Genomic DNA, 22577 nt, shown 5'->3' on the forward strand with positions numbered 1-22577 from the left:
CCTCGTCTGACGTCAAGCATGGGCACTGCCTCCCTCCGCGCGCGGTCAGCGTCAATGTCCTGCTGCACCTGCGAAGGCGAAATGCCCCATTATGCCGACGACGCGAGAAGCTCGGATCTGCGACTTTGGGTCCGTCGCTCGTGCCGCTCGGGTCGTCGCAGCGCCGTCTTGCGCTGCACTGCAAAATAATCTCTGCCTAGCACGTGGTGTCGGACCCAGACCATGTTGAGCGAGGGAAGCCCTCCGGCACGCCCCCGCGAACCGAGTTCTTCGTGGTGTCGCTGGCCGACGCCGGCGAGCGTCGCGCCGCATTCTCCGATCGCGCACGCGACACCGCGCTGGCCTGGCGGTTCTTTGACGCCTGCACCCAGCGTCCCGACAGCCTTGCCATCGACGAGGCGGCGATCCGGCGTCACAAAGGGCGTGCGCTGACCCGCGGCGAGATCGGTTGTTACGCCAGCCATTTCTCGATCTGGGAGGAGATGGTTGCGCGCGACGTCGCGCAGGCCATCGTCCTGGAAGACGATACGATCATCGACTGGGCCTATATCGAGCGCCTCGCCGAGACTGACCTTGCCGCCCGCGGTTTCGATTACCTGCGGCTCTATGCAAAGCGGCCGACCTTTCAGCGGATCGTCGCGACCGATTTCCTTCAGCACTCGCGTACCGTGGTCGAGTTGATCGGCCCGGCTTACGGCACGCAGGGCTATGCCATCACGCTGGCCGGCGCGCGCGCGTTCATCGACGAATGCCGCGTCATTCGCCGGCCGATCGACGACGCGATGGATCGATCCTGGGCGCACGGGGTTCGCAACCTCGCGTTGTTCCCGGCACCGATCCTCGAAGCGACCGTGCCGTCCGCGATCGGCGCGGCGCGGTTTGCCGGCAAGGACGATCCTGCGTTCCACACGCTGCGCCAGCGCGCCTGGCGGCAGCTGGAACGCACCCGCATGCGGATGATGAAGGCGAGGCGCTTCCTTGGATATTGATCAGGCCCGTTTCGACACCGAACTCCGCAAGCGGAGCAAGAGCTCGGTCGGCTGGACGCTGGTGCGGTTCCTGTCCGATCAGGTGCTGTCGTTCATCGTTTTCGTCATGCTGGCACGATTGCTGTCGCGCGCCGAAGTCGGTGCGTTCGCGGTCATCGCGGTCACGTCCGAGGCATTCCGTATCATATCGACCGCCGGCCTGCTCCAGACGGTCGCTCGGCGCCGCGAGCTGACCCCGGCGTTCCTCGACACGATCTACCGCTCGCAACAGGCTTTCTCCTTGCTGTCGTGCGGGGCCATCATCCTGCTGTCGCGCCCGATCGCCGAGTTGATGGGCGCGCCCGGCATCGCGCTGCCGCTCGCGGTGCAGAGCCTGGTCCTCCCCCTCGCTTCGTTCGGCGTGACTCACATGGCGCTGCGCCTGCGCGAATTCGGGCATCGCACGACCGCGCTGCGCTCGGTGGTCGGCGGCGTGATTGGCGGCGGGGCCGCCGTGCTTGCCGCCTTTTACGGGCTCGGCTTGTGGGCGCTGGTGATTCAGCGTCTGGTGACCGAAGCGGTCGGCGTCGTCCTGTCACGCCAATCCTATGACTGGACCCCGGGATGGCGGTTCGAATGGCCGATCCTGCGCGGCAATCTGATGCTCAATGCCAGCCTGATCTATGTCCAGCTGATCTTCCTGGCGACGGTCCGCGTTCAGGAAATGGCGATCGGTGCGGGGATCGGCCTTGCCGCCGTCGGCGTCTACCGGACGGCGTGGCGTACCGTGGAGCTGATCGCCCGCGGCGCGATCCAGCCCTTCACCACGGTCGCGACGCAAACGCTGGCGCGCGTGAAGGACGACACCGTCGAACTCGCCCGCGCCTATCGCTGGATGATCGGGCGGGCCGCCGCGATTTCCTTTCCCGCGCTGGTCGGCTTCGGCGCGCTCGCGCCGATCGCGGTGCCGTTCGTGTTCGGCGCGAAATGGGCCGATGCCGGCGCCCTGGCACAGATTTTCGCCTTCATGGCGCTGCCCTTCACGCTCAATTTCTTCGCCTCGCCGTCGCTGTCCGCGCTTGGCGCCGGGCGGAGCCTGATCATGCTGTCCACCGCGCAACTTGTGCTCGGCGTCGTCCTGACCTTGGCCTCGTTGCCTTACGGTCTGTTCGCGGTAGCAATCTCCTACGTGGCGCGCGCCTATGTCACGCTGCCGCTTCAGGTCTGGCTGCTGCATCGCATATCGGGGATCGGACCCGGAACGACGCTCGCGGCAGTCCGGGCGCCACTCGCCGCCTCGACCGTCATGGGAGTCGCATTGTTCGTCGGACTGCGCGCCCTGGAGGTTGCGGGCATCAGCAAATTCTTGACCCTCGCGATGCTCGTGCCGCTCGGCGTCGCGCTTTATGCCGCGGTCCTTCTCGCGGTTGGACCCGAATGGCGCACGATGATCCTCGGTCGTGCTTATCGCTTGAGAAAGGCCCGCATTTGACCCCTGCCAGTGCCGACCAGGTCGTCGCTACCCTCGCCGGACGCTTTGCGTCCACGCTCAGTCGCATCCTGCCCCCCGGCCGGCTCGCGCTGGTCGATTTCCCCGATCACAGCAATGTCGGGGATTCGGCGATCTGGCTGGGCGAGATCGCCTATCTGCGGCGCGCCGGCCGGATGCCCGTCTATGTCTCCGCGCTGGGCGACCATGACGACGGCGCGATGGCGGCTGCGCTCGGCGACGGCACGATCCTGATCCATGGCGGCGGCAATTTCGGAACGCTCTGGCCGAAGCACGAGGCGTTTCGGTTGCAGATGCTGCGGCACCATCGCGACCGCGCGATCGTGCAGATGCCGCAATCGATCCATTACGACGCGCCCGAACGCGCCGACGAGATGGCCGCGGCGATCCGCGACCATGGCCGCTTCACATTGCTCGTCCGCGACGCGAAGTCGCTGGCCTTCGCCCGCGCACGCTTCGATTGCACAGTCGAGCTGTGTCCGGATGCCGCGCTGATGCTCGGCCGGCTGCCCCGGCCCGCACCCGCCGTGGCGCCGGTATTCGCGCTGCTGCGCACCGACCATGAACGCGCCAACGGTGCCGATGCCGAGCTGCCGACGGGCGTGATCGCCGACGACTGGCTCGAGGAGGATAAGGGGGCGAGGGACCGGATTCGAGCGACGCTGAAGCTCCGCCGGCTCTTGGTCCGCGATCCGCAGGCGCGACGGCTGTTACGCCAGCGCGTGCTTGCCGAATGGCGAGTCAAACGCGGGTTGGCGATGCTGGCCCAGGGCGACACGGTCGTGACCGACCGCCTCCACGCGCACATCCTCTCGCTGCTGCTCGATATCCCCCACGTGCTGCTCGACAATAGCTATGGCAAGGTCGCCGGGTTCGCCGATCAATGGACCGCCGATTATGCCGGCCTGTCCCGCGCGACGTCGCGCGAGTCCGCGATCGACCTGGCGCTTGCTGCGACCACCCGGAAGGAAATGCGCCATGTCGCTTCGTAACCGCATCGTCCGCCGCTGGATGCTGTTCCGCCTCAGCCCCGTCGCAAAACGCATGCGGCGCGAAGGGCTGACTTATCTGCGCCCGGTCAAGCTCGTCCGGATCGAGGCGGCGTTGCGCCGGCTTGGGCAGCGCCGCGTCGCGGGCGACTATCTCGAATTCGGCGTCGCGCTCGGCGGGACAGCCGCGTTGATCGCCCAGGCCGCGCGGCGCGCCGATACGCACTTCGTCGGCCTGGACGTCTTCGCCACCATTCCGCCGCCCACCTCCGAGCATGACGACGCCAAATCGCGCGAACGCTATGCCGTGATCGCGGCCGGCGAGGCGACCGGGATCGGCGGCGACGTCTATTACGGCTATCGCGACGATCTGCTCGATCATGTCGGCCAGGTTCTCGCCAGCGTCGATGCGCCGGTCGATGGCCGCCAGGTCCGGCTGGCAAAGGGTCTGTTCGAAGAAACCTGGCCAACGCTCGACGTCGAGCGCGTCGCCTTCGCGCATATCGACTGCGATTGGCACGATCCGGTGCTCTATTGCCTCAACGCCGTCGCGCCGAAATTGTCGGAGCATGGCGTGATCGTGATCGACGATTACCACGATTATCCCGGCTGCCGCACCGCCGTGGACACCTTTCTCGAGCAGAATCCCGGCTTCAGGATGGTGCCGGGCGCCAATCCGCTGATCGAACGGCGATAGCCTCTCGCCGCGGTGAGGCGAGGGCGCGCGCCCGGTACATCGTATAGCCGCACAGGAAGCCGTAGAGACCGAGTCCCTCGACCTGCCAGAACGGCATCGTCGCCATGTTGAGCAGCAGGAACGACGCGTGCGCCGCGATCAGCATCAGGCGCTCGCCCTTCGCATTTATCGCCACCCACAGCATCGTCAGCCACAGCGACAGCATGCCCAGAACGCCGACCAGGCCGAGTTCGTACACCGTTCCGACCAGGGTGTTGTGCGGATAGACCTTGAACAATCCTTCCCAGCTCTCCGGCCCGAACCCGAACAGATGCTGGACCGGGCCGCCTTCCTTCCAGGCATAGATATAGCTGCTCCAGATATAGGCGCGTGCCGACAACACCTGCTTGTCGGCCCAGGTAAACTCTCTCGGGGGCTTGATCAGCGCGCCAGGATTGGCAGCGATAGTCGCGATGTCCGCGAACTTGTCGGCGTAGAAGACGACCGCGACCGCGACCAGGAGCACGGCGAGCGCGGCGCCGACTCCCGCCATGAAGGGACGCTGGTCGCGTCGGACGCTGGTGGTGATGCCGATCCACAATGTCGCCACCGCGAGCGGCCCCATCGCGAAGATAGCGGTGCGATACCCCGCGAGCTGGATGCCGACGAGCATCGCCAGCAGGAAAATCACCCGGGGAAGGGGATGCGCGGAGCGGGCGAAGCACCCGACGACAAACCCCGCCACCAGCGCGACCGAAAAGGCCGCCTCATGGTTGTAGCCGCCGATCCATACCAGGCCGCCGTCGAGTTCGGACCCCTTGGGCAAATGGAGCACGACCGACAGAAACTGGAACACGGTCAGCGGCAGGAAAGCGACCATCAGCCAGCCGATGAAATGCCCCTCGGGATCGCGCCGGTGCGCCTGGAGCACCGCCAGCGCGATGACGGCGAAATAGAGATATTTGACGACGGCGTTGATCGCGCCGCTCGGGTCATGATTGAGAACAGCGCTGACCAGCACGAGCGCCATCATCAGATAAACCGGCAAGAGCCAGCGAATCGCTAGATTGGCGAAGCGGACCACGAACAGCAGCCCGATGCCGGTGGTCGCGATCGACACGACCGCATTGCCGGAAAGGCCCGCGGCGATGGGGCGAAACATCCAGAGATGATACGCACCGGCGATATAGCGCAGCCACAGCGCGACCAGCACGAAACGCGCCGCGGTGCTGCCCGATCGCACATAGGCGATGGCGAGCGGCACGAGCAGGAGCATCGTGACGGGAACGAGGATCTGCAGCCCGAAGGACGGGCCGAAACTGGAGGCTTCGTTCACGTCGCTGCTCGTTCAGGCTGTGTGGTAGCTTTCAACGTCCTTGTAGTAATAGCCGGCATCGCCGAACCCGGCGCGTGCCTGCTCGACCACATTGACCTGAGTCAGCGCGACGCCGATCACGTTCGCGTCGACATCGGCGAGCCGGTCGAGAGCGATTTCCGCGGCCTTCGCGGCCGTTTTACGCCAACGCAGCAAGAACACGACGCCGTCGGCCATGCTGGCGACGACGCGCGCCTCGTCGATCGCCAGCAATGGCGCCGTGTCGAGCAGGATCAGATCGAAACGTTCGCGCAATTGCGTCAGCAGTGCTGCGAAGCGCCCGCCTTCGGTCAGGGTCAGATCGTCCGCATCGACCCGCTGCGGCAGCAGCCAGGCGCCGGTCGCCTGATCCTGGACCAGGACCTGATCGAGCGACGCGCTTCCCCTTAGCAGCTCGTTGAGTCCAACCTTCACATTGCCGCCGAACTGCCGGCTCGTCGCGCGGCGGCGCGGGTCGCAATCGACCAGCAAGGTCTTCACGCCAGCAGCGGCGGCCGATCGCGCCAGGCAGATCGCGGTCGTCGTCTTGCCTTCGCCGGGTACCGAAGAGGCAATCGCGATGATGCGGTGCTTCTGATGGGGAAGCGCGAACGAGATCGATGTTCTGAGCGAGCGAAAAGCCTCCGCCAACAACGATTGCGGCCGTTGCACGACGAGTTCCATCGGCGGCGCGGGAAGTCCCTTCTTTTTATATTCCGGCAGCGTCGCCGCGTCTGGGATCGACGCCAGCGCCGGTAACCCGAGCTTCCGCTCGATCGCCTCGCTCGTCTCGACGCCACGTTCGAGCAGCTGGAGCAGCAGCACGACCAATGTCGCGATGCCGATCCCGCCGACCAATCCCGCCGCGCCGAAGATCAGCAAATTGGGCGCGCTCGGCGACGCCGGGACGCGCGCCGCGGCGACGATATAACTGTCGCTCTGTTCCAGACCTGCCTGCGCGATTGTCTGGCGATAGCGGTCGAGGAACGACCGGTAGAGCGTGCGCGCCGAATCGGCGTTGCGCTCCAGTTCGTTCAACCTCACCGTGGCATTGTTATCCGCTGCCAATTTACCTTCGGCGCGGTTGATCGATCCCTGGAGCGAAGCGGCACGCTGGCTGGCGATATTGGCCTGGATCGAGGTATTGGCGACGATGCGGCTGACCTCGGCGGCGATCTGCGCATCGGTATTCGCCATCGCCCGCTGCGCCCGCTGGAGATCGGGATGAAGCGGGCCATATCGCTTTTCGAGGCTGGCAACGTCGCGGCCGATCTCGGCGCGCTGCCCGCGAAGCGCGCTGATGACGGGCGAATCCAGCGACTCGCCGAGTTCGTCGCCGCTCTTTCCGCGCGCGAGTTGCGCGCGCGCAGTGGACAGACGCGCTTGCGCGGCGGCACTTTCAGCCTGCGCCTGCGCGAGCTGGGTGGAAAGATTGGACAAGGCTTCCTGGCTTGTCGACTGGCTTGTCGCACTCTGGTTCGACACCGCGAAAAGACTGTTCGCCGCACGGAAATCGGCGACCGCCTTCTCCGCCGTCAGCACCTGGCCGCGCATTTCCTGCAACCGCCCTTCGAGGAACTGGCTGGCGCGCTTGGTCGCGCCGGACTTGGTATTGACCTGACCCGAGACATAGGTCTGGGCAAGCGTGTTCACGACCTGCGCGGCGACCACCGGCGATGTTGCTTCAAACGAGATGCTGATCGCGTAGGACAAGCCATCGCGCTTGATCGTCAAATTGCCGAACATGTTGCCGATCGCGCGGGCGCGGGCCAGCGGGTCGGGCTTTGCGTTCGCCGCAGCGGGAAGCACCATGTGGCCGTTGAAATCGGGATTGCGATCGAGCCGCAGCGTGTCGACCACCTGGCCGATCAGCGCGGGCGATTGCAGCGCCTGGACTTCGGTATCGACTGCCGCCGAATCGGGATCGACGGTAGGCGTCACCTGGTCCTCGGCGATGACCTTTTCGGCGGTTCGCTCGAGCGCCACCTGCGCGGTTGCGACATAGCGTCGCTGCACGAGCATGTAGGCGATGGCCGCGATCAGCATGGCGCAGACCAGGATGATCGCGATCAGCAGCGCGCGCCGGCGGAGGATGCGGCCGATTCGCCGCAGATCGATCAATGTCGATTCGTCGACGTCCGATTCCGGGCCGAGCGGCCGCGGATGAAGGCGGGGCCGGGTTGCGGCGTCCATATGGTTCACGCCCTCGCCAGACAGTCGCGAACTGCCGACGCCATGTCCGGCCGTGACAGCGCGACCGCGATCGTGGCGCTCACGAAGCCGTGCTTGTCGCCGCAATCGTAGCGCGTGCCTGCGAAGGTAACGCCGTGGAACGGCTGGCGGCCGATAAGGTGCGTCATCGCGTCGGTAAGCTGGATTTCCCCGCCGGCGCCCTCTTCCTGCTGCGCCAGGATGTCCATGATCGCCGGTTGCAGGATATAGCGGCCGATGACCGCCAGATTCGATGGCGCCTCGTCGGGCGCGGGCTTTTCCACCAGGCCGCGAACCTCGGTCAGCGTGCCATCGGCGGCGCCAGGCGTGATGATGCCGTATTTGTTCGTCCGGTCATGCGGTACCTCTTCGGCGCAGAGCAGGTTGCCGCCGACCTGCGCATAGGCTTCGATCATCTGTTTCAGGCAGCCGGGCTGGCCGATCATCAGATCGTCCGGGAGCAGCACGGCAAAAGGTTCGTCCCCGACCAGACGGCGCGCGCACCATACGGCGTGGCCGAGACCAAGCGGTTCCTGCTGACGGACGATGGCGATGTCGCCCGGCGCAAACCGCGTGTCGACCAGCGCGTCGAGCGACTTGCCGCGCCGCTCCATCGTCTCTTCGAGTTCGAAGGAATGATCGAAATGATCCTCGATCAGCGACTTGCCGCGGCTCGTCACGAAGATGAACTGCTCGATCCCCGCCTCGCGCGCTTCGTCGATGGCATATTGGATCAGTGGGCGGTCGACGATCGGCAGCATTTCCTTCGGCATCGCCTTGGTGGCGGGAAGGAAACGCGTCCCCAGTCCGCCGATCGGAAACACCGCTTTGCGCACCTTGTCCATATCGATCCCTTTTGTAGAGCGTTGTCGACAGGTGCCCGGCACGCCAAGACTCCAACGGTCGGCTTAAGACGGGCTGGCGTACCTGTGCCTTTCTGCTGCATCGCAACAAGAGCGCAACGTTGAGCCGTGCCTACATCGCGCCTAATGCTGCAACTGCTCAACTCGGGTCACAGCTTTGGCGGCGTGCCGCCCCATTGGATTCCTCCCGGTACGCTGCCTTTGCCCCGGGGTCGGATTAATTGGGTGCCCGCGGGAACCTGAATGTCGTGCGAATCGATGATGATCCGTACCGGCCCGTCATGCACGTCGAAGATCGGCCATCCATGAGCAGACTTCACCACCAGATGGGCGATCCGGATGACGATCGGCGCGCCTCCCGGCGCCTTGGCGCCCATCAGGGCGAAATGCACCGTATCGCCGATGCCGCCCACCTTGTTCGGTTCGATGCTGGTCAGGCGGCTTGCATTGATGCTCGACCACAAACGGTAGTTGCGCGCGTTGCGGCCCGAAATGCAGTCGTCGAGCATCGAATCGCTGGCCTTCAGATCGAAGCCGCCGTCGCTATTGTCCCAGGCCGCGCACGAGCGGAACACCAGCCGCCGGTTGCCGCGTTCGGCCGAAAATCCGTCGCCATTCCAATATTGGCGGTCGTTCCGCTTCCATTGAAAGCCGCGCATCGTGCATCGCTCGAAGCGAAAGTCGGATGCGTCATCGGCGATCGCGATCCCGCATGGGAGGTCGTGCGCGCCGGTCGTCAGCACGCCGCTGGCAGTGACGTCGGAGAAGATTCCATCTCGGCTATCATATCGGATCCGGGCAAAGCCGCGACGCAGGTTGGTCGCGGTGACGTTGGACACCCGCAAGCCGACGACGCCTGCTGCGGCGCGATCGATCCCGGTATTCTCGATGACGCGATACCCGCCATCGACTCGCACATCGTCCATCACCACGCCGCTTGTCGGACGATCGAGCACGACCAGGCCGTTCCCCACGTCATGCGCGCTGACATGGCGATAGGCCGCACGGTCCTTGGCATGATAAACCGGCTCGCCGCGAGCGTCGATCTGGGTTCGGCCGGTAGCTTCGAACAGCATGCCTGTATTTATCGAGGCGCCGGCGTCATCGGCCAGCGGCCTGCGATAGTTCGGGACGCACGCCCGCCGAACCGATGCTTAACGCGCGGCAAAGCATGTCGTTTAACGACATCGAAGCTCCGCCCGACGCATCAACGCCGCGACCACACAAGGAGTTCCGCGCGATGCGCCCATCCCACCTGATCGCGCGTGACGCGCGGCCCGAAGACCCTAACGACCTGGCGGCAGCGGTTCTGTCCGCGTGGCTGGCGCCCCGTGAATCGTCTCGCCGCCGGCTTGTCCCGGATTTCAAGCGGCTGATGAAGCTCGATTAATTATTTTGGTCTTCACTCATCAGCTTAACCCGGCTATGGCACAACTCGCCTCAGCGGCATAAGCGGTGGGCGGGGAGAGGATGGACGATATGTCTCAACAAGCGCTCGGCGCTGCGCTGGATCGGGTCGAGATCCAGGCCAATCCCGAATCGGCCCCGGTAGAGCGCGACTGGATCGAGCTCACGGTCAGCCGCGTGTCCCGCGTCGCCGGCTATCTGGCGCTGGCTGTAGCGGTGGCCGGAATCGCCTATCTAGTGATTCGCTGAAGCATCCGAATTCCGCGGTTACGCTGCACCGCGGCATAATGAAAAACCGGTCGTCCTTTTCACAGACCGGGTGGTCTTGCCTTCGGCCAATTTGACCCGCACCTCCATTGCCACTCGGCTTTAGATAATTGATTTATACCGAAAGACCCGGATCGGCGCGTTGCGCATGAGTCAAAGGGGAACTCGGGAATGAATGTTTCTACGCTTGGGGAATTCGTGGCGCCGCGCGTACGCTCAAAGCGTCTGCAGCGCCTTCGCCTTTATACCGAACTCCTCGCGGTGGATTGCCTGGCGATCATCGCCGCGTTCGTCACGGCCCACGCATTGCACGCCGGGCCTCGCACGTTCGACGGTTGGCAATTATCGCTGATGGTGTTGACCGGCTATCTCGGCATCGCGCTTGCCGCCGAAGTCTATAACGCGACGGTATTCACCAATCCCAAGCTGAGCCTCAAGCGATCGGCGACCGCGCTGGTCTATGCCTTGGTCGCGGTCGTGTTCCTTACCTATATCGCCCATGCCAGCCAGCAGATCTCGCGCGTCGATTTCGCGATCGGGTCGCCACTCGCCTTGCTGTTCCTCGTCGGCGGCCGGCTGCTCTTCGTGGAGCACGGTTTGCGGCGTCTAGAGGGGTCGCTGTACAACGAACTGCTGATCGTCGATGGCGTCGAAGCCCCAGGCCTGGCCTGGGCCCACCGCATCAACGCGCGCGCGATGGGCCTTTTGCCCGACCTCAGCGACCCGGTAATGCTCCACCGCATCGGCGACGTGCTCGCGGGGTTCGATCGCGTGATCGTCTCGTGCGACGACGACCGCCGGCATGCATGGACCACGTTGTTGCGCGGAGCGAATATCGACGGCGAACTGCTCGTTCACGATCGCAACTATGGCGATGTGATCGGGATCGGGCGCGCGCAGGGGCAAGCTACCCACGTCGTGTCGCGCGGGCCCTTGAGCATGAGCAACCGCGCGGCGAAACGCTTGCTCGATCTCGCCTTGACGGTGCCCACCATCATCGCGCTGTCGCCGCTGCTCGCAATCATCGCGCTGATGATCAAGCTCGACAGCCCCGGACCGGTCTTCTTCCGGCAGGACCGCGTCGGCCGGCGCAATCAACTGTTCAAGATCACGAAATTCCGCACGATGCGGCATGAGGAAAGCGACGCTGCCGGCAAGCGCTCGGCCAGCCGCACGGACGACAGGATCACCCGGGTCGGACGCTTTTTGCGACGCACCAGCCTCGACGAGCTTCCGCAGCTGTTCAATGTGCTGGAAGGCGATATGAGCTTGGTCGGTCCACGGCCCCATGCGCTTGGGTCGCTGGCCGGCGACCAGTTATTCTGGGAGATCAGCCACCAATATTGGGTCCGCCACGCCCTGAAACCCGGCATAACCGGTCTGGCACAGGTTCGCGGGCACCGTGGCGCAACCGAAAAACGCGAGGATCTCGAACGCAGACTCGCCGCCGATCTCGAATATCTCGATCAATGGTCGATCTCGCGCGACCTGCGCATTTTGGCGTCGACGGTGGTGGTGATGGTACATCGCAACGCGTATTGAAGGGGCCGTCAGGCTAAGCCGGCTCCGGTCCCTTCAGCATCACACCAGCGCATCTACGCCACCCAGCCGCGTCGCGTTCTCCCAGAAACGCGCATTGGGCGTGACGCCAAGCCCTGGCCCGTCCGGAAGAGCGAAATGGCCGTCCGAGCATTCGAGCCGGCCATCCATCAGCGACGCCGAGTGATGGAAGATCGAGTGCTGATATTCGTGCCAGCGCAGGTTGAGGATGGTCGACGACGCCAACAGGCTCGCCGCGGCGAAAATCCCGGCGCCGATGGTCGCATGCGGGATGATCTGGGCGTGATGCGCCTGGGCGAGGTGCGCGATGCGCATGAACTGGGTGATGCCGGTATGGCCCATTTCCGGCTGGACGATCGACACCGCACGCGCCTCCAGCCTGCTGCGCGCGTCGAACACCGTCCGCCATTCCTCGCCGGCGGCGACCGGGATGACCGAGTGGCGCGCGATTTCCGCCAGGCCCTGAACGTCCTCGGTCTTGCACGGCGCTTCGATGAAGGTGAGGTCGTAGCGCGCGAGCTTGTCGATCAGTGCGATCGCCTCGGCGGGCGAATAGATCCAATGGCAATCGAGCATGATCCCGATGTCCGGACCCAGGCCCTCGCGCAAAGCCGCGATTTCCCGCTCGACACCCTCATAGCTCACCACCGCGGCGATCTTGACCGCGCGGTAGCCGCGGTCGACGAAGCTCTTGGCCAGATCGACCTTTGCCGCGATCGTCGGCCTCGGCAGGCCGGAAACATAGGCCGGGATACGGTCGCGATGCCGGCCGCCGAGCAGTTGCGGCAGCGACAGGCCGGTGAGCTTGCCCATCAGGTCCCACAAGGCGATGTCGACCCCGGCCATCGCATCGAGCCAGAAGCCGCCGGTATAGCCGCGCACGCGCATCAGGTCGTAAAGGTCGTCCCAGATCGCCTGCACGTCGAACGGCGAACGGCCGGCAATGATCGGCGCGATCAGATCCTCGACAAAGGCGTGAATCGCATTGGGCGCCACCAGGCCATAGGTTTCGCCCCAGCCTTCGGCACCGGACTCGAGCGTCACGCGAATGACCGCCGATCGCATGGTTTGCGGGTAGATGGTGCGGTTGCCGCGGCGGACCACGTATCCGCGCTCGTTGACCGTTTCGCCTGGCCCCAGCCCGCCAAGATAGCTGTCATCCTGCGGAATGCGGACCGAGAATATGTCGATCGCCTTGATCGCGTCATCAACCATCGAATACCTCTCCAGCGCGGATTCAATTCGCTATTCGTATATCTCTATTAGCAACAATATAAGGCGCCGCCAGTCCTAAATCGAGCCGGAAGTGTAGACGTGCCGCCGGCGCTGCGGTAGCGTCGACGGCGATGGTAGCAACGCAATCACCGGCCGGCCGTGGAACCCGGATACGCAGCGACAAGGCCGGGGCGCAGCCCAACCAGAGCCTGATCGACGGCATTACCGTGCTCCAGGCCTTGGCCATCTCGACGGAGCCGGTGGGCTGCCGCGAGGTCGCGCGCCGCGTCGGGCTGGAGACGACGCGGGTCAACCGGCTACTCAAGACGCTGACCTATCTCGGCATCGCTCGCCAGACGCCCGATCGCAAATATCGGGCCGGCGCCGGTATGACCGTGCTGGCGGCCCAGAGCCTGTTCGCCTCGGGACTGCTGCGGCGTGCATTGCCGGCGCTCGAGGAACTGCGTCACTTCGGCCATACCGTCGCGATGGGCGTTCGCTGGCGCGACAATGTCAGCTATCTGTTCCACGCGCCGCCCAACATGCCGGCGACCGATGCGCTGGGCCGTATCGGGCTTTACCCCGCGACGCGCGGCGGCATCGGCATGGCGCTGCTCGCGACGCTGGAAGATGACGAGATCCATGAGATCTACGCCAAGGGAGACATACCCGGTTACGCCGATATCGATGCCCTGCTGCTGGCGCTGAGCGACATCCGCCGCAAAGGCTATGCCCGCTTGCGCGTCAAGGACGAGCGCGAGCAGCATACGGTGGCGATCACCGTGGGCGAGACAGCCTATGCGGCGATCGGCCTGTCGGGATGGATTCCCGAGGCGGCGATGCCGACTATGCTCGAAGCGCTGCGCGTCGCCGCTGCGGAAATCCAGGCGAGGGGCTTGGAACGCGGCGACGAAATCGCGCCAGCGGATCCGGCGCTCGACTATCGCCTCGCCGTTTAGGCTAGGTTGGGGCCTCAGATTCCTGGCGTCATTCCCGCGGAATCCTCCTGTCACCCCAGCGCACCTCCCGTCACCCCAGCGTACGCTGGGGTCTCTGGCGGTGACGCGATGCCGCTTGAGATCCCAGCTTTCGCTGGGATGACGAGTTTGGGAAATTAATCCCTTTAAGAACAACGGGTTATTTTTGGCCTCAACCTAAGGCTCAGCGCGCGGCACTGGCATGCTGCAGACGGTCGAGGACCGTCCCAAGCTCGCGCTGGTCGGTTTCGTCGAACTCGGGACCGGCGGCGCGTGTATAGGCCGAGGTGATCACGCCACGCCGCCGCAACACTTCCTTCGTGAGACGCCAGCGATAGACCGCCTGGATCATCAGGATCGGCAGCAACGCCTCGTACAACCGCCAGACTTCGGCGCGGTCGCCGGCGAGATGAGCGCGCATCAACGCGACATGCACCTCGGGCGTCTCGGCGGCGGGCATGCTGCCGATCGCGCCGCGCGCTAGCTCATCAGTGATGTACCGCCCGCCGGCGCCCCCGAAAACGCCCTCGAGATGCGGGACGCCGCTGGCCAGCAACGCAGAGATGCGCTGCCCGCACGGCATATTCTCCTCCTTGACCCAGCGGATCGCGTCGGACGCCGCGACGATGCGCGCGACCGCATCGGCGGCGAGCCCCAGGCCCATCGGCGCAGGCGCATTTTGCAGCATGATCGGCAAGCCGGCCTGCGCGCCCAGATCGCGATAGAAACGGGAAAGCGCGTCGACATCGGGGCCCAGCGCGCGAGGCGTCATCACCATCGCGGCGCTGGCGCCCGCCGCCGCCCCGGCCGTAGCCAGCCCTGCGCTATCGCCGACCTCATCGCTGCTGGCGCCGACCACGAACCGCACGCGACCGGCGACCGCGCCGCCGATCAGACCGATGAGTTCTCCGCGTTCGTCGAGCGTCAGCAGGTCATATTCGCTGGCAAGACCGGGAAAGACGAGACCATCGGCGCCCGACGCAACGACATACTCGACGACCGATCGCATGCCGTCGGGGTCGATATCGCCGCGGTCGGTAAAGACGGTCGGCAGCACCGGAAAGACGCCGCCGAAGGAAGACTGGCTCATTGAAATCCTATCGCAAGAGACGGGGGAGGTGGTCGAACTGCTTCACCCGAGCGAACCAAGAAGGGCGAACCGAACGCGTCAGAATTTCGCGTTGAACCCGAGCGAGAAGCGACGCCCCTGAATGCCGTAGAAAGAGGTAGCCTCAGGTGATTCCACGTAGCGGCGCTGGATTTCGTTGGTCAGGTTCGTGCCGTCGGCGAAGATCGTGAAGCGACCGAATTCATAGCGGATCGATGCGTCGACGGTCCGGAACGGCGCATAATAGATCGCCGTGCTGCCCGGCCCGACGCTGTCGAAGAACTTGTCGCGATAATTGTACGCGACGCGCGCGCCGAAGCCGTATTTCTCGTAATAGGCGACCAGATTGTAATTGACCTTCGACAGACCCTGGAAAGGCAAAGATTGTCCCTTGCGATCGAGCAGGCTGGTCGAGCTGTCGATGTACGAGAAATTGGCGACGACGCCGAAACCGTCGAGCGGCGAGGGAAGGAAAGAGAATGGCGTCTGGAACAGCACTTCGACGCCCTTCACCTTGCCGCCGGCACCATTATAGGGCCGCGTGATCAGATAGCCTTCGGGCTGGCCTGGCGGCGCGACTTCCCCCGGCGGGATTTCGTAGCTCGCCTTGCTGTAGATGAAGGTCTTCACGTCCTTGTAGAACGCGCCGACGGTCAACGCCGAACCGGGCGCGAAATACCATTCGAGCGACGCGTCGAACTGATCGGCGCGCAACGGCTGCAGCCGGGGATTGCCGGCGTTGCCATTATAGGGCGTCAACCGGTTGAGCGTCAGGTTCGGCGACAGATCGATCGAGTCGGGCAGCCCCAGGACCTTGGCATAGCCGGCGCGAAGCAGGAGCTTGTTGGTGATTTCCAGCTTGGCGACCGCGCTCGGCAGCCAATCGACCGATTGCGTCTTCACCGTCAACGGATCGGCCAGACCGCTCGCGCGCTTGATGGCGCCATTCGCTTCGCGCGTCGTGTCGGTATAGCGCAGCCCGACATTGCCGGTCAGCGGCATCGATCCCAGCCGTGTCGCGAAATTGATCTTGGCATAGGCCGCCATCGTCTTCTCGCCGATGCGGAAGGATTGCAGCGGATCGACGAAGCCGGCCGGGCACAGGCCGCTATTGGGCGCGATCGTGTTGCAGGCTCCCCCGATCGGGAGCGCCCAGGCATTCGCCGCGAGATATTTGGTGGCGATCGACGGGGCGTTCCCACCCAACAGGTCGGCATAGCCCCGAACGCTATAAATGGACGGACCCGACGACAGCAGGAACGTGTTGGCGGCCGTGGTACCGGCGAAGGCGACCTGGTTCTGGTTCGTCTGACGCGTCGTGGTCAGCGCCGAGTAACGCATGCCGGCATCGATCTCGGAAATGAACGAATTCTCCGGCTTGAAGGCGAAGTCGACCTTGCCGGCCGTTTCCTGGGCGGTGTTGCGGTTGAAATTGTCGAAGGCGTTCGAATAGCGGAACGACGCCGGATTGGTCGTGTCGAGACCCGCGGGGCCGGTCAGGCTGGGAATGCCGCCTTCGTTGACATCGAACGCGAAGGGATATTTGCTGACGCTCTGGACCCGGACGAATTCCTGGGTGACATCCATCGTCGAGCGCGAATAATTCACTTCGGGCCTGGCTGAGAAGCGCCCGTCATTTGTGCTCCACTTGAAACCCAGGGCACTAGTGAAAGTGTCGCTCTTGACCCTGAGCGCTTCGGCGTTGCCTTGCGCCACCTGGTTGATGACGCCCGAGGTCAGGATCTCGTTCGACGACAGGGTGTAGGAGGTATAGTCGCCGGCATTGCTGCTGAGCGGCACCGAGAACCAGTCGCGCGTGCGCGACGTCTTGAGGTGCGAGTAAGCCGCGTCGCCGTAAAGCTCGAAATTGGGGCTGGGCCGCCATTGAAACGCGCCATTGCCACCGATCTTTTCGCGCTTTTCGCGCAGACGCTGGAACCGGAAATCGGCGATATAGGTGCCGGGAATCCCGTCGCCATTCGGATCGTTCGCCTTGGGATGGGCGGGCGTGTTGAACGCCGAAGTGAGGGGGGTGTAGCCGGTGAAGGAATTGAATGAATCCTCGTTCACCGGCTTGTTCGAATAGGTGGCGTTGAGCAGGATGCCGAACGTGTCGTTGGCGAACGTGTTCGAATAGAGTGCCGACCCGTCATAGCCCCATCTCTTGTCCTGGTCGGAATAGACCGTGGACCCCGACACCGAGATGAGCTGACCCGGTTTGTCGAACGGCTTGCGCGTGATGATGTCGACCGTGCCACTCAGCGAGCCGTCGGTCCGGTCCGCGCCTTGCAGCTTGATGACGTCGAGGCGGCCGATCAGTTCGGAGGGAAAGAGCGAGAGCGGGCCGTAATCGGAATCGAGCACCGACGCGATGCCCGCACCGCGGCCATTGGGATTGATCAGCGTGCGCCCGTTGATCTCGCTACGGTTCTGACGAAGGCCGCGGATCGAAACGCTCGTTCCTTCGCCGAGCGCGCGGCGGATCTGGACGCCCGATATGCGCTGCAGCGATTCCGCGATGTTGTTGTCCGGCAGTTTTGCGACATCGGTGGCGACGACCGAATCCTGGAACTGGTCGGTGTTGCGTTTGACCTGGAGCGCTTCGGCGAGGCTCTTGCGATAGCCGGTGACGACGATCTCCTTGTCGCCCGCGCTGGGCGCATCGGCCGCCTGGCCGCTATCGGTGGAGGCTGCGGCATTGAGTGTGCCTGCCTTGTCCTGCGCCAAAGCCGGACTACCGGCGACGATCGCGCCGAGACACACCCCGCCAAGCCAAAAGCCTGCTCTCATCGTTCCTCTCCCCTGCGATCTTATCGTCTAGTGAGGAATTAATGTTGCACATTTAGCTACACGTCAACTGAATTATTCGGCCATATTACAGTGTTTCGTCCGAGTGGCGCCCGGAAAAATGGCGCAATATGTTGCTATAAAGAGGTTAGCGGCGCGTCACCGATGCCCCGCCATCGATCTGATAATCGACGCCGGTGATCCAGCTCGCCTCATCGGAGCACAGGAACAGCGCCAGCGCCGCAACGTCCTCCGGCCGGCCGATACGGCCGAGCGGGTGGCGCTTGATGTTGGCGGCGATCGCCGATTGGGGGTCGGGTTGCGCCTCCATCCCGCGGCGCCAGAGCGGCGTATCGATCGACGCCGGGCGGACCGAGTTCACCCGGACGTTATCGGGCGCGAGCTCCAGCGCGAGCGTGCGCATCAGGCTGTCGAGCGCGGCCTTGGATGCCGCATAGGCCGCCAGTCCGGGGGTAGCGTAGGCCGAATTGATCGACGACACGAACAGGAAACAGCCGCGCCGCCGCGCTTGCATGCCCGGCGCGAACGCCTGCGCCAGACTCAACGCGGCGCCGACATTCACCGCAAACATCTGTGCCAGGAATGCCGCGTCGGTATCCATCGTCGGGCGAGAGTCGCCCATCGCGGCGGCGTGTACGACGATGTCGGGCGCCAGGCCGGAGGTCCTGATCGCGTCGACGGCGTGCGCCAGTGACGTCTCGTCGCCAAGATCGCATAGCAAGCGCAGGTCGCCGGATGGCGCCTCCACCCGGTCGAGCACGATGATGCGACACCCTTCGCCCGCGAACCGCGCGGCGATCGCACCGCCGATACCACCCGCGGCCCCCGTTACCAACGCGACTTGCCCGGCGAGGCGTTGTGTCATGCGAACATCCCTTTTGCCCGGAGAAGAGCGGCAAGGCGCAGGAAACCCGCCGCGGTCAATCGGTCATTGTCGGCGATCTCGGCGGCGCCGCCCAGCTGGCGGATCGCAGCGGCGAACAAGGATGCGACCATAGGCGCGCCGGCCACCAGGCATGTCGCGCCCGGCGCGAGCGGCAAATTCTCCCGCACATCGGATCCGATCACCACGCCCCACAGGAAGGACGCGGCATCGCCGGCTTGCATCCGGCCAGCCTGCACATTCGATCGCGCCGCGAACAGCAGTCGGGCAAGGCCGCCGCCCTCGGCACCGCGAGCAACGCCGGCGCGGAATGCGGCTCCCTCCTCGGGCTCGGCAGCCATCAGGGGCGCGAGCACGCTGCGTTCGGCGAGCACGCGATACAGTTCGACGGTCATCGAAGTGTGGAATTGCGTGACCTGCGCGCCGTCATGCGCCAGCCATTTGCCGTGCATCCCCGGCACCGACAGGAATAGTCCCGCTCGCCCCCCAGATTGCTCCAGCGCACCGATCGCCGCCACTTCCTCGCCGCGCAGCACGTCGGGGTCGCCGAAGCGTTGCTCGCACGCCAGGCCGGGCAGAAAGAGGACGGCATGATCGCCGATCCGGCCGGCCACCGCGCCATCGGCGATCTCGTCGGGACCGGCAGGGCAGTTGAGGCGCGCGATTTCCTCCCAGCCCATCGCCGAGCCGATCATGCCGCTCAGCAGCAAGGGACCCTGAGGATCAGGCCAACACGCCCGCAGCCGGTCGACATGCTCGACGATCCCGTCGCGACCCAAATCCGCCAGCCGCACGGTCTCTGCATGCTTGTCGAGCGTCTCGCCATCGCGCCGAAACAGACGGGCTCGCAATTGCGCGGTGCCCCATTCGACGGCGATCAGGTCCTCGCTCACGTCGCAATCTCGCGGTCGAGCATCGACCGGCCGGTCGTCGCCAGAAAGGCCGCCAGCAGTCCGAGCGGATAGGCGATCGCGATCATCAGGAACATCGGCCGGTACGTCATGGTCGCCACCAACGCGCCGACGAGTTGCGTCGTGACGATCGTGGCGAGGCCGCCGATGATGCCGTTCACTGCCATCACTTTCCCGATATGCCGCCCCGGATACAAGTCCACGCACAAGGCGGTCTGGTTGGTCACCCAGGCGGTATGGACCAATGCCACCAGCGCGCCGAGCGCGAGGCTGATCGAGACGGCAGGCGCCAGCGCGTTGAAGGCGCCGATCGGCGCGATCACCGCGACGAGCGCCATCGTCGCCACCCTGGCACGCGCCGGCCGCATGCCGCGCCTCACCAACGCGCCCGAGACGATGCCGCCAAGCACCGACCCGACGCCCGCCGACGCATAGACCACCCAGCTCAGCCGGCCCATCTCGGCGACCGTCAGTCCGCGTTCCTCGGTCAGATATTTTGGAAACCAGAACAGATAGAAGAACCAGACCGGGTTGGTGAGGGCGTTGCCGATCGCGATCAGCCAGACTCCGCGGGTGCGAAGCACTGCACCCCATTCCGCCGGCGCGGGACCCGCGCGTTGCTCCGGCACCGTAGCCAGATCGACCGGACCGATACGATGAGGTCGATAGGCCATCTGCCAGACGGCGAGCCAGGTCAGCCCGATCGCTCCCGTGACGACGAACGTCGCGCGCCAACCGACCGTGATGAGCAGGGTGGTGATCAGGATCGGCGCCAGTGCCGCCCCGAAATGCGCGGCGGACGAATAGATGCCGATCGCCAGCGCGCGCTCGCGGTTGGGAAACCATTCCTGGACGAGCTTGGGCGAAGCGATCCAGCCGCCGGCCTCCGCGATCCCGAGCGCGAACCGCGTGGCGGCAAGCTGCCACATGCTTCCCGCCATGCCCGAGAGCGCGCTGGCCAGCGACCACCAGCCGACGAACAGCGCCATCGAGCGCCGGGCGCCGAGCCGATCCACGATCAGCGCCGAGATCAATCCGCCGATCGTGTAAGCGGCCAGGAAGGCGTTGACGAGGGCGGCATAGCCGACATCGCTGATCCGCAACTGCCCCTGGATGGTGCCGGCCATCAGCGCCAGCGTCTGGCGGTCGAGATAATTGAGCACCGCGGCAGCCGCGAGCATGGCCACGACGAACCAGCGAAAACGCGGCCATCGCTGTCCGGTTGCTGCCATTATCTCTCCCCGCGCCGAGCCATCATTGCCAAGGCCCTGTCTGCCCGGTAGCTAAAGGCGTGTAGCCGTTATAGCAACATATTTAGTGAGAGCGGGGAGGGCGAGCGGTGGAGACGGTGCAAGGGATCGCTCCACACATGTCATGGCCCGTCGGCGCCGCGCTCGCCGAATGCCCGGTCTGGATTCCGGAGGCGCGGCTACTCGCCTGGGTCGATATCCTGGGTCCGACCTATAATTTGCTGGATCCTGTCACCGGCATCAATCGCTCCATTCCCCTCCATGCCAAGATCGGATCGGCAGCGCCGCTCGACGCGGGAGAGGCGATGCTGGCGCTCGAAGACGGCCTATGGCTGTTCCGGCAGGACGGGTCTCTCGAGCCATTGCCATCGCCGGACATGACGGGTGTGCACTTCAACGACGGCAAATGCGATCCGGCGGGCCGGTTCTGGGTAGGCACGCGCGCGACTGATGGATCGGCAGGCGGCGGCGCCTTGTATCGCGTCGATCATGAACGCCGGGTCACGGCAATGGACAGCGGCTTCGACGTTCCGAACGGTATGGGCTGGAGTCCGGACGGACGATCTTTCTACCTGATCGATACGGTCCCGCGGCTGCTCTACCGCTACGATTTCGATCTGGCGGGCGGCGCGATTTCCAACCGAACGATATTGCACCGGTTCGAAGACACTGCCGGCAAGCCGGACGGCATGGCCGTGGACCGCGACGGCTATATCTGGTGCGCGATGTGGGACGGCGGCGGCATCGCGCGGCTTGCACCGGACGGAACGCAAGTCGACTGGCTTCCCACGCCTTGCCAGCGACCCACGAGTTGCGCCTTTGGCGGGGACGACCTGAGCACCTTGTTCGTTACCACGGCGGCCTATGGTCTCGATCCGCTCGATGTACGGTTCGGCCAAGCCGGCAGCATTCTCGCGTTTCGCATCGACCGCGTTCCATAGTGAAGATACTTTAGCCGTTTGCGGGTTGAGTCCCGCCGCCGGCAAAGCCGTCGGCCGGATCGGCGTGCGCCGTCCGCCGGCCGTGCGGGGCGCTCGCTTCGCGATCGGCGCGGGCGCAGCCGCGCCTGCGCTCCGCACAACAAGAGGCCGGCCCCTTTCGGGACCGGCCTCCGCCCTCATACGCTACGCGAGGGGACTGTCTCTCCCGGATACGCTACGCGGGAGAACTCGACTGTTCGGGATTAGCGGCGGCAGTAACCGGGGCGATCCGAGCGATCGATCGCGCGGCCGGCCAAGGCACCGACACCGGCGCCCAGGATGGTGCCGATCGTGCGGTCACCACGTCCGGCAACGGTATTGCCGAGCAGGCCGCCGGCGATCGCGCCGACGATTGTGCCGCCGTCACCATCGTTGCACTTCTGACGCGCACGATAGCTGCGGTTATAGCCACGGTAGCTGCGGTCATATCCGCGATAGCTGCGGTCGTAACCGCTGTAATAGCCGTCACGGTTGTAATAGCCGTCACGGTTGTATCCGTCGCCATACGACCGGTCATAGCCGTAACGCTGCGCCTGCGCCGGGGCGAGGGGAACAACGGCACCGGCAGTCATCGCGAGCGCGGCGCCAACGAGCGAAAGGGTCTTCAGCATTTGTCGTCTCCGTCTCTAAAATTCATCCT

Annotated in this window: 20 protein-coding genes; 9 read left to right on the top strand and 11 right to left on the bottom strand. The window is 64.9% G+C overall.

Annotation, left to right across the window (positions count from 1 at the left end; all coding sequences use genetic code 11):
* The first annotated feature begins 272 nt into the window (after positions 1 to 272).
* The 4 genes from AC1DQQ_RS15070 to AC1DQQ_RS15085 are packed head-to-tail and all read left to right on the top strand — an operon-like array spanning position 273 to position 4164.
* On the top strand, positions 273 to 989 hold the full coding sequence (locus AC1DQQ_RS15070) for a glycosyltransferase family 25 protein (protein ID WP_478029724.1): 717 nt from the start codon (positions 273 to 275) through the stop codon (positions 987 to 989).
* Positions 979 to 2460, top strand: a complete 1482-nt coding sequence (locus tag AC1DQQ_RS15075) for an oligosaccharide flippase family protein (RefSeq protein ID WP_478029725.1) — start codon at positions 979 to 981, stop codon at positions 2458 to 2460. Before AC1DQQ_RS15070 ends, AC1DQQ_RS15075 begins: the two co-directional genes overlap by 11 nt.
* Entirely contained in the window at positions 2457 to 3470 is a 1014-nt protein-coding gene (locus tag AC1DQQ_RS15080; protein ID WP_478045641.1) for a polysaccharide pyruvyl transferase family protein, read from the top strand. The genes AC1DQQ_RS15075 and AC1DQQ_RS15080 overlap by 4 nt, the downstream gene beginning before the upstream one ends.
* Complete coding sequence (locus tag AC1DQQ_RS15085; RefSeq protein WP_478029727.1) at positions 3457 to 4164, top strand: TylF/MycF/NovP-related O-methyltransferase; 708 nt, start codon at positions 3457 to 3459, stop codon at positions 4162 to 4164. The genes AC1DQQ_RS15080 and AC1DQQ_RS15085 overlap by 14 nt, the downstream gene beginning before the upstream one ends.
* On the opposite strand, the gene AC1DQQ_RS15090 is transcribed toward AC1DQQ_RS15085, so the two are convergent.
* From AC1DQQ_RS15090 to AC1DQQ_RS15105, 4 genes are all read right to left on the bottom strand, one after another.
* A complete protein-coding gene (locus tag AC1DQQ_RS15090) occupies positions 4121 to 5479 on the bottom strand; it encodes a hypothetical protein (RefSeq protein ID WP_478029728.1) in 1359 nt (452 codons plus the stop codon). The two genes, AC1DQQ_RS15085 and AC1DQQ_RS15090, sit on opposite strands and share 44 nt — an antisense overlap.
* A 12-nt stretch (positions 5480 to 5491) precedes the next feature.
* A complete protein-coding gene (locus AC1DQQ_RS15095) occupies positions 5492 to 7690 on the bottom strand; it encodes a GumC family protein (protein ID WP_478045642.1) in 2199 nt (732 codons plus the stop codon).
* A 5-nt stretch (positions 7691 to 7695) separates the two neighbouring features.
* Complete coding sequence (galU, locus tag AC1DQQ_RS15100) at positions 7696 to 8553, bottom strand: UTP--glucose-1-phosphate uridylyltransferase GalU (RefSeq protein WP_478029730.1); 858 nt, start codon at positions 8551 to 8553, stop codon at positions 7696 to 7698.
* Between the two features lie 167 nt (positions 8554 to 8720).
* Positions 8721 to 9647 (bottom strand): hypothetical protein, encoded by a 927-nt coding sequence (locus AC1DQQ_RS15105; protein WP_478042257.1) that lies wholly within the window; start codon positions 9645 to 9647, stop codon positions 8721 to 8723.
* A gap of 95 nt (positions 9648 to 9742) precedes the next feature.
* Here AC1DQQ_RS15105 and AC1DQQ_RS15110 point away from each other — a divergent pair, with 95 nt between their 5' ends.
* The 3 genes from AC1DQQ_RS15110 to AC1DQQ_RS15120 all read left to right on the top strand — a co-directional run bounded on the left by AC1DQQ_RS15110 (position 9743) and on the right by AC1DQQ_RS15120 (position 11787).
* The gene (locus AC1DQQ_RS15110) at positions 9743 to 9961 is read left to right on the top strand and encodes a hypothetical protein (RefSeq protein ID WP_478029732.1); all 219 of its coding nucleotides are present in this window, start codon (positions 9743 to 9745) and stop codon (positions 9959 to 9961) included.
* Between the two features lie 89 nt (positions 9962 to 10050).
* Positions 10051 to 10227: a hypothetical protein gene (locus tag AC1DQQ_RS15115; protein WP_478029733.1), complete on the top strand. Its 177-nt coding sequence runs from the start codon at positions 10051 to 10053 to the stop codon at positions 10225 to 10227.
* 189 nt (positions 10228 to 10416) lie between these two features.
* Positions 10417 to 11787 carry a sugar transferase gene (locus tag AC1DQQ_RS15120; RefSeq protein WP_478029734.1) on the top strand — a complete coding sequence of 457 codons (1371 nt, stop codon included), beginning with the start codon at positions 10417 to 10419 and terminating at the stop codon, positions 11785 to 11787.
* Between the two features lie 39 nt (positions 11788 to 11826).
* Here AC1DQQ_RS15120 and AC1DQQ_RS15125 read toward each other — a convergent pair whose 3' ends face one another.
* Positions 11827 to 13020, bottom strand: coding sequence for a mandelate racemase/muconate lactonizing enzyme family protein (locus AC1DQQ_RS15125; RefSeq protein WP_478042256.1), 1194 nt, complete (start codon positions 13018 to 13020; stop codon positions 11827 to 11829).
* A 131-nt stretch (positions 13021 to 13151) separates the two neighbouring features.
* Between AC1DQQ_RS15125 and AC1DQQ_RS15130 the strand changes: the two genes are divergently transcribed.
* On the top strand, positions 13152 to 13979 hold the full coding sequence (locus AC1DQQ_RS15130; protein WP_478029736.1) for an IclR family transcriptional regulator: 828 nt from the start codon (positions 13152 to 13154) through the stop codon (positions 13977 to 13979).
* A 202-nt stretch (positions 13980 to 14181) separates the two neighbouring features.
* Here the strand turns inward: AC1DQQ_RS15130 and AC1DQQ_RS15135 are convergent, their stop codons facing one another.
* The 5 genes from AC1DQQ_RS15135 to AC1DQQ_RS15155 all read right to left on the bottom strand — a co-directional run bounded on the left by AC1DQQ_RS15135 (position 14182) and on the right by AC1DQQ_RS15155 (position 20939).
* A complete protein-coding gene (locus tag AC1DQQ_RS15135; RefSeq protein ID WP_478029737.1) occupies positions 14182 to 15087 on the bottom strand; it encodes a dihydrodipicolinate synthase family protein in 906 nt (301 codons plus the stop codon).
* Positions 15088 to 15165: 78 nt separating this feature from the next.
* Positions 15166 to 17895 (bottom strand): TonB-dependent receptor, encoded by a 2730-nt coding sequence (locus tag AC1DQQ_RS15140; protein ID WP_478045643.1) that lies wholly within the window; start codon positions 17893 to 17895, stop codon positions 15166 to 15168.
* Between the two features lie 145 nt (positions 17896 to 18040).
* The gene (locus tag AC1DQQ_RS15145) at positions 18041 to 18778 is read right to left on the bottom strand and encodes an SDR family NAD(P)-dependent oxidoreductase (protein WP_478045644.1); all 738 of its coding nucleotides are present in this window, start codon (positions 18776 to 18778) and stop codon (positions 18041 to 18043) included.
* Positions 18775 to 19689 (bottom strand): 2-dehydro-3-deoxygalactonokinase, encoded by a 915-nt coding sequence (locus AC1DQQ_RS15150; RefSeq protein WP_478045645.1) that lies wholly within the window; start codon positions 19687 to 19689, stop codon positions 18775 to 18777. The genes AC1DQQ_RS15145 and AC1DQQ_RS15150 overlap by 4 nt, the downstream gene beginning before the upstream one ends.
* Positions 19686 to 20939, bottom strand: a complete 1254-nt coding sequence (locus AC1DQQ_RS15155) for an MFS transporter (protein WP_478045646.1) — start codon at positions 20937 to 20939, stop codon at positions 19686 to 19688. Before AC1DQQ_RS15155 ends, AC1DQQ_RS15150 begins: the two co-directional genes overlap by 4 nt.
* Before the next feature lie 137 nt (positions 20940 to 21076).
* On the opposite strand from AC1DQQ_RS15155, the gene AC1DQQ_RS15160 reads away from it, so the two are divergent.
* The gene (locus tag AC1DQQ_RS15160; protein ID WP_478045647.1) at positions 21077 to 21898 is read left to right on the top strand and encodes an SMP-30/gluconolactonase/LRE family protein; all 822 of its coding nucleotides are present in this window, start codon (positions 21077 to 21079) and stop codon (positions 21896 to 21898) included.
* Between the two features lie 242 nt (positions 21899 to 22140).
* On the opposite strand, the gene AC1DQQ_RS15165 is transcribed toward AC1DQQ_RS15160, so the two are convergent.
* Positions 22141 to 22548 (bottom strand): glycine zipper 2TM domain-containing protein, encoded by a 408-nt coding sequence (locus tag AC1DQQ_RS15165; RefSeq protein ID WP_478045648.1) that lies wholly within the window; start codon positions 22546 to 22548, stop codon positions 22141 to 22143.
* Positions 22549 to 22577: the final 29 nt, after the last annotated feature.

The sequence above is a fragment of the Sphingomonas sp. P4_G3 genome (assembly GCF_056401105.1).

Coding starts and splice junctions, on each gene's coding strand:
- AC1DQQ_RS15085 (WP_478029727.1), top strand. CDS start 3,457: ATGTCGCTTCGTAACCGCATCGTCCGCCGCTGGATGCTGTTCCGCCTC.
- AC1DQQ_RS15095 (WP_478045642.1), bottom strand. CDS start 7,690: ATGGACGCCGCAACCCGGCCCCGCCTTCATCCGCGGCCGCTCGGCCCG.
- galU (WP_478029730.1), bottom strand. CDS start 8,553: ATGGACAAGGTGCGCAAAGCGGTGTTTCCGATCGGCGGACTGGGGACG.
- AC1DQQ_RS15105 (WP_478042257.1), bottom strand. CDS start 9,647: ATGCTGTTCGAAGCTACCGGCCGAACCCAGATCGACGCTCGCGGCGAG.
- AC1DQQ_RS15110 (WP_478029732.1), top strand. CDS start 9,743: ATGTCGTTTAACGACATCGAAGCTCCGCCCGACGCATCAACGCCGCGA.
- AC1DQQ_RS15115 (WP_478029733.1), top strand. CDS start 10,051: ATGTCTCAACAAGCGCTCGGCGCTGCGCTGGATCGGGTCGAGATCCAG.
- AC1DQQ_RS15120 (WP_478029734.1), top strand. CDS start 10,417: ATGAATGTTTCTACGCTTGGGGAATTCGTGGCGCCGCGCGTACGCTCA.
- AC1DQQ_RS15125 (WP_478042256.1), bottom strand. CDS start 13,020: ATGGTTGATGACGCGATCAAGGCGATCGACATATTCTCGGTCCGCATT.
- AC1DQQ_RS15130 (WP_478029736.1), top strand. CDS start 13,152: ATGGTAGCAACGCAATCACCGGCCGGCCGTGGAACCCGGATACGCAGC.
- AC1DQQ_RS15135 (WP_478029737.1), bottom strand. CDS start 15,087: ATGAGCCAGTCTTCCTTCGGCGGCGTCTTTCCGGTGCTGCCGACCGTC.
- AC1DQQ_RS15140 (WP_478045643.1), bottom strand. CDS start 17,895: ATGAGAGCAGGCTTTTGGCTTGGCGGGGTGTGTCTCGGCGCGATCGTC.
- AC1DQQ_RS15145 (WP_478045644.1), bottom strand. CDS start 18,778: ATGACACAACGCCTCGCCGGGCAAGTCGCGTTGGTAACGGGGGCCGCG.
- AC1DQQ_RS15155 (WP_478045646.1), bottom strand. CDS start 20,939: ATGGCAGCAACCGGACAGCGATGGCCGCGTTTTCGCTGGTTCGTCGTG.
- AC1DQQ_RS15160 (WP_478045647.1), top strand. CDS start 21,077: ATGTCATGGCCCGTCGGCGCCGCGCTCGCCGAATGCCCGGTCTGGATT.
- AC1DQQ_RS15165 (WP_478045648.1), bottom strand. CDS start 22,548: ATGCTGAAGACCCTTTCGCTCGTTGGCGCCGCGCTCGCGATGACTGCC.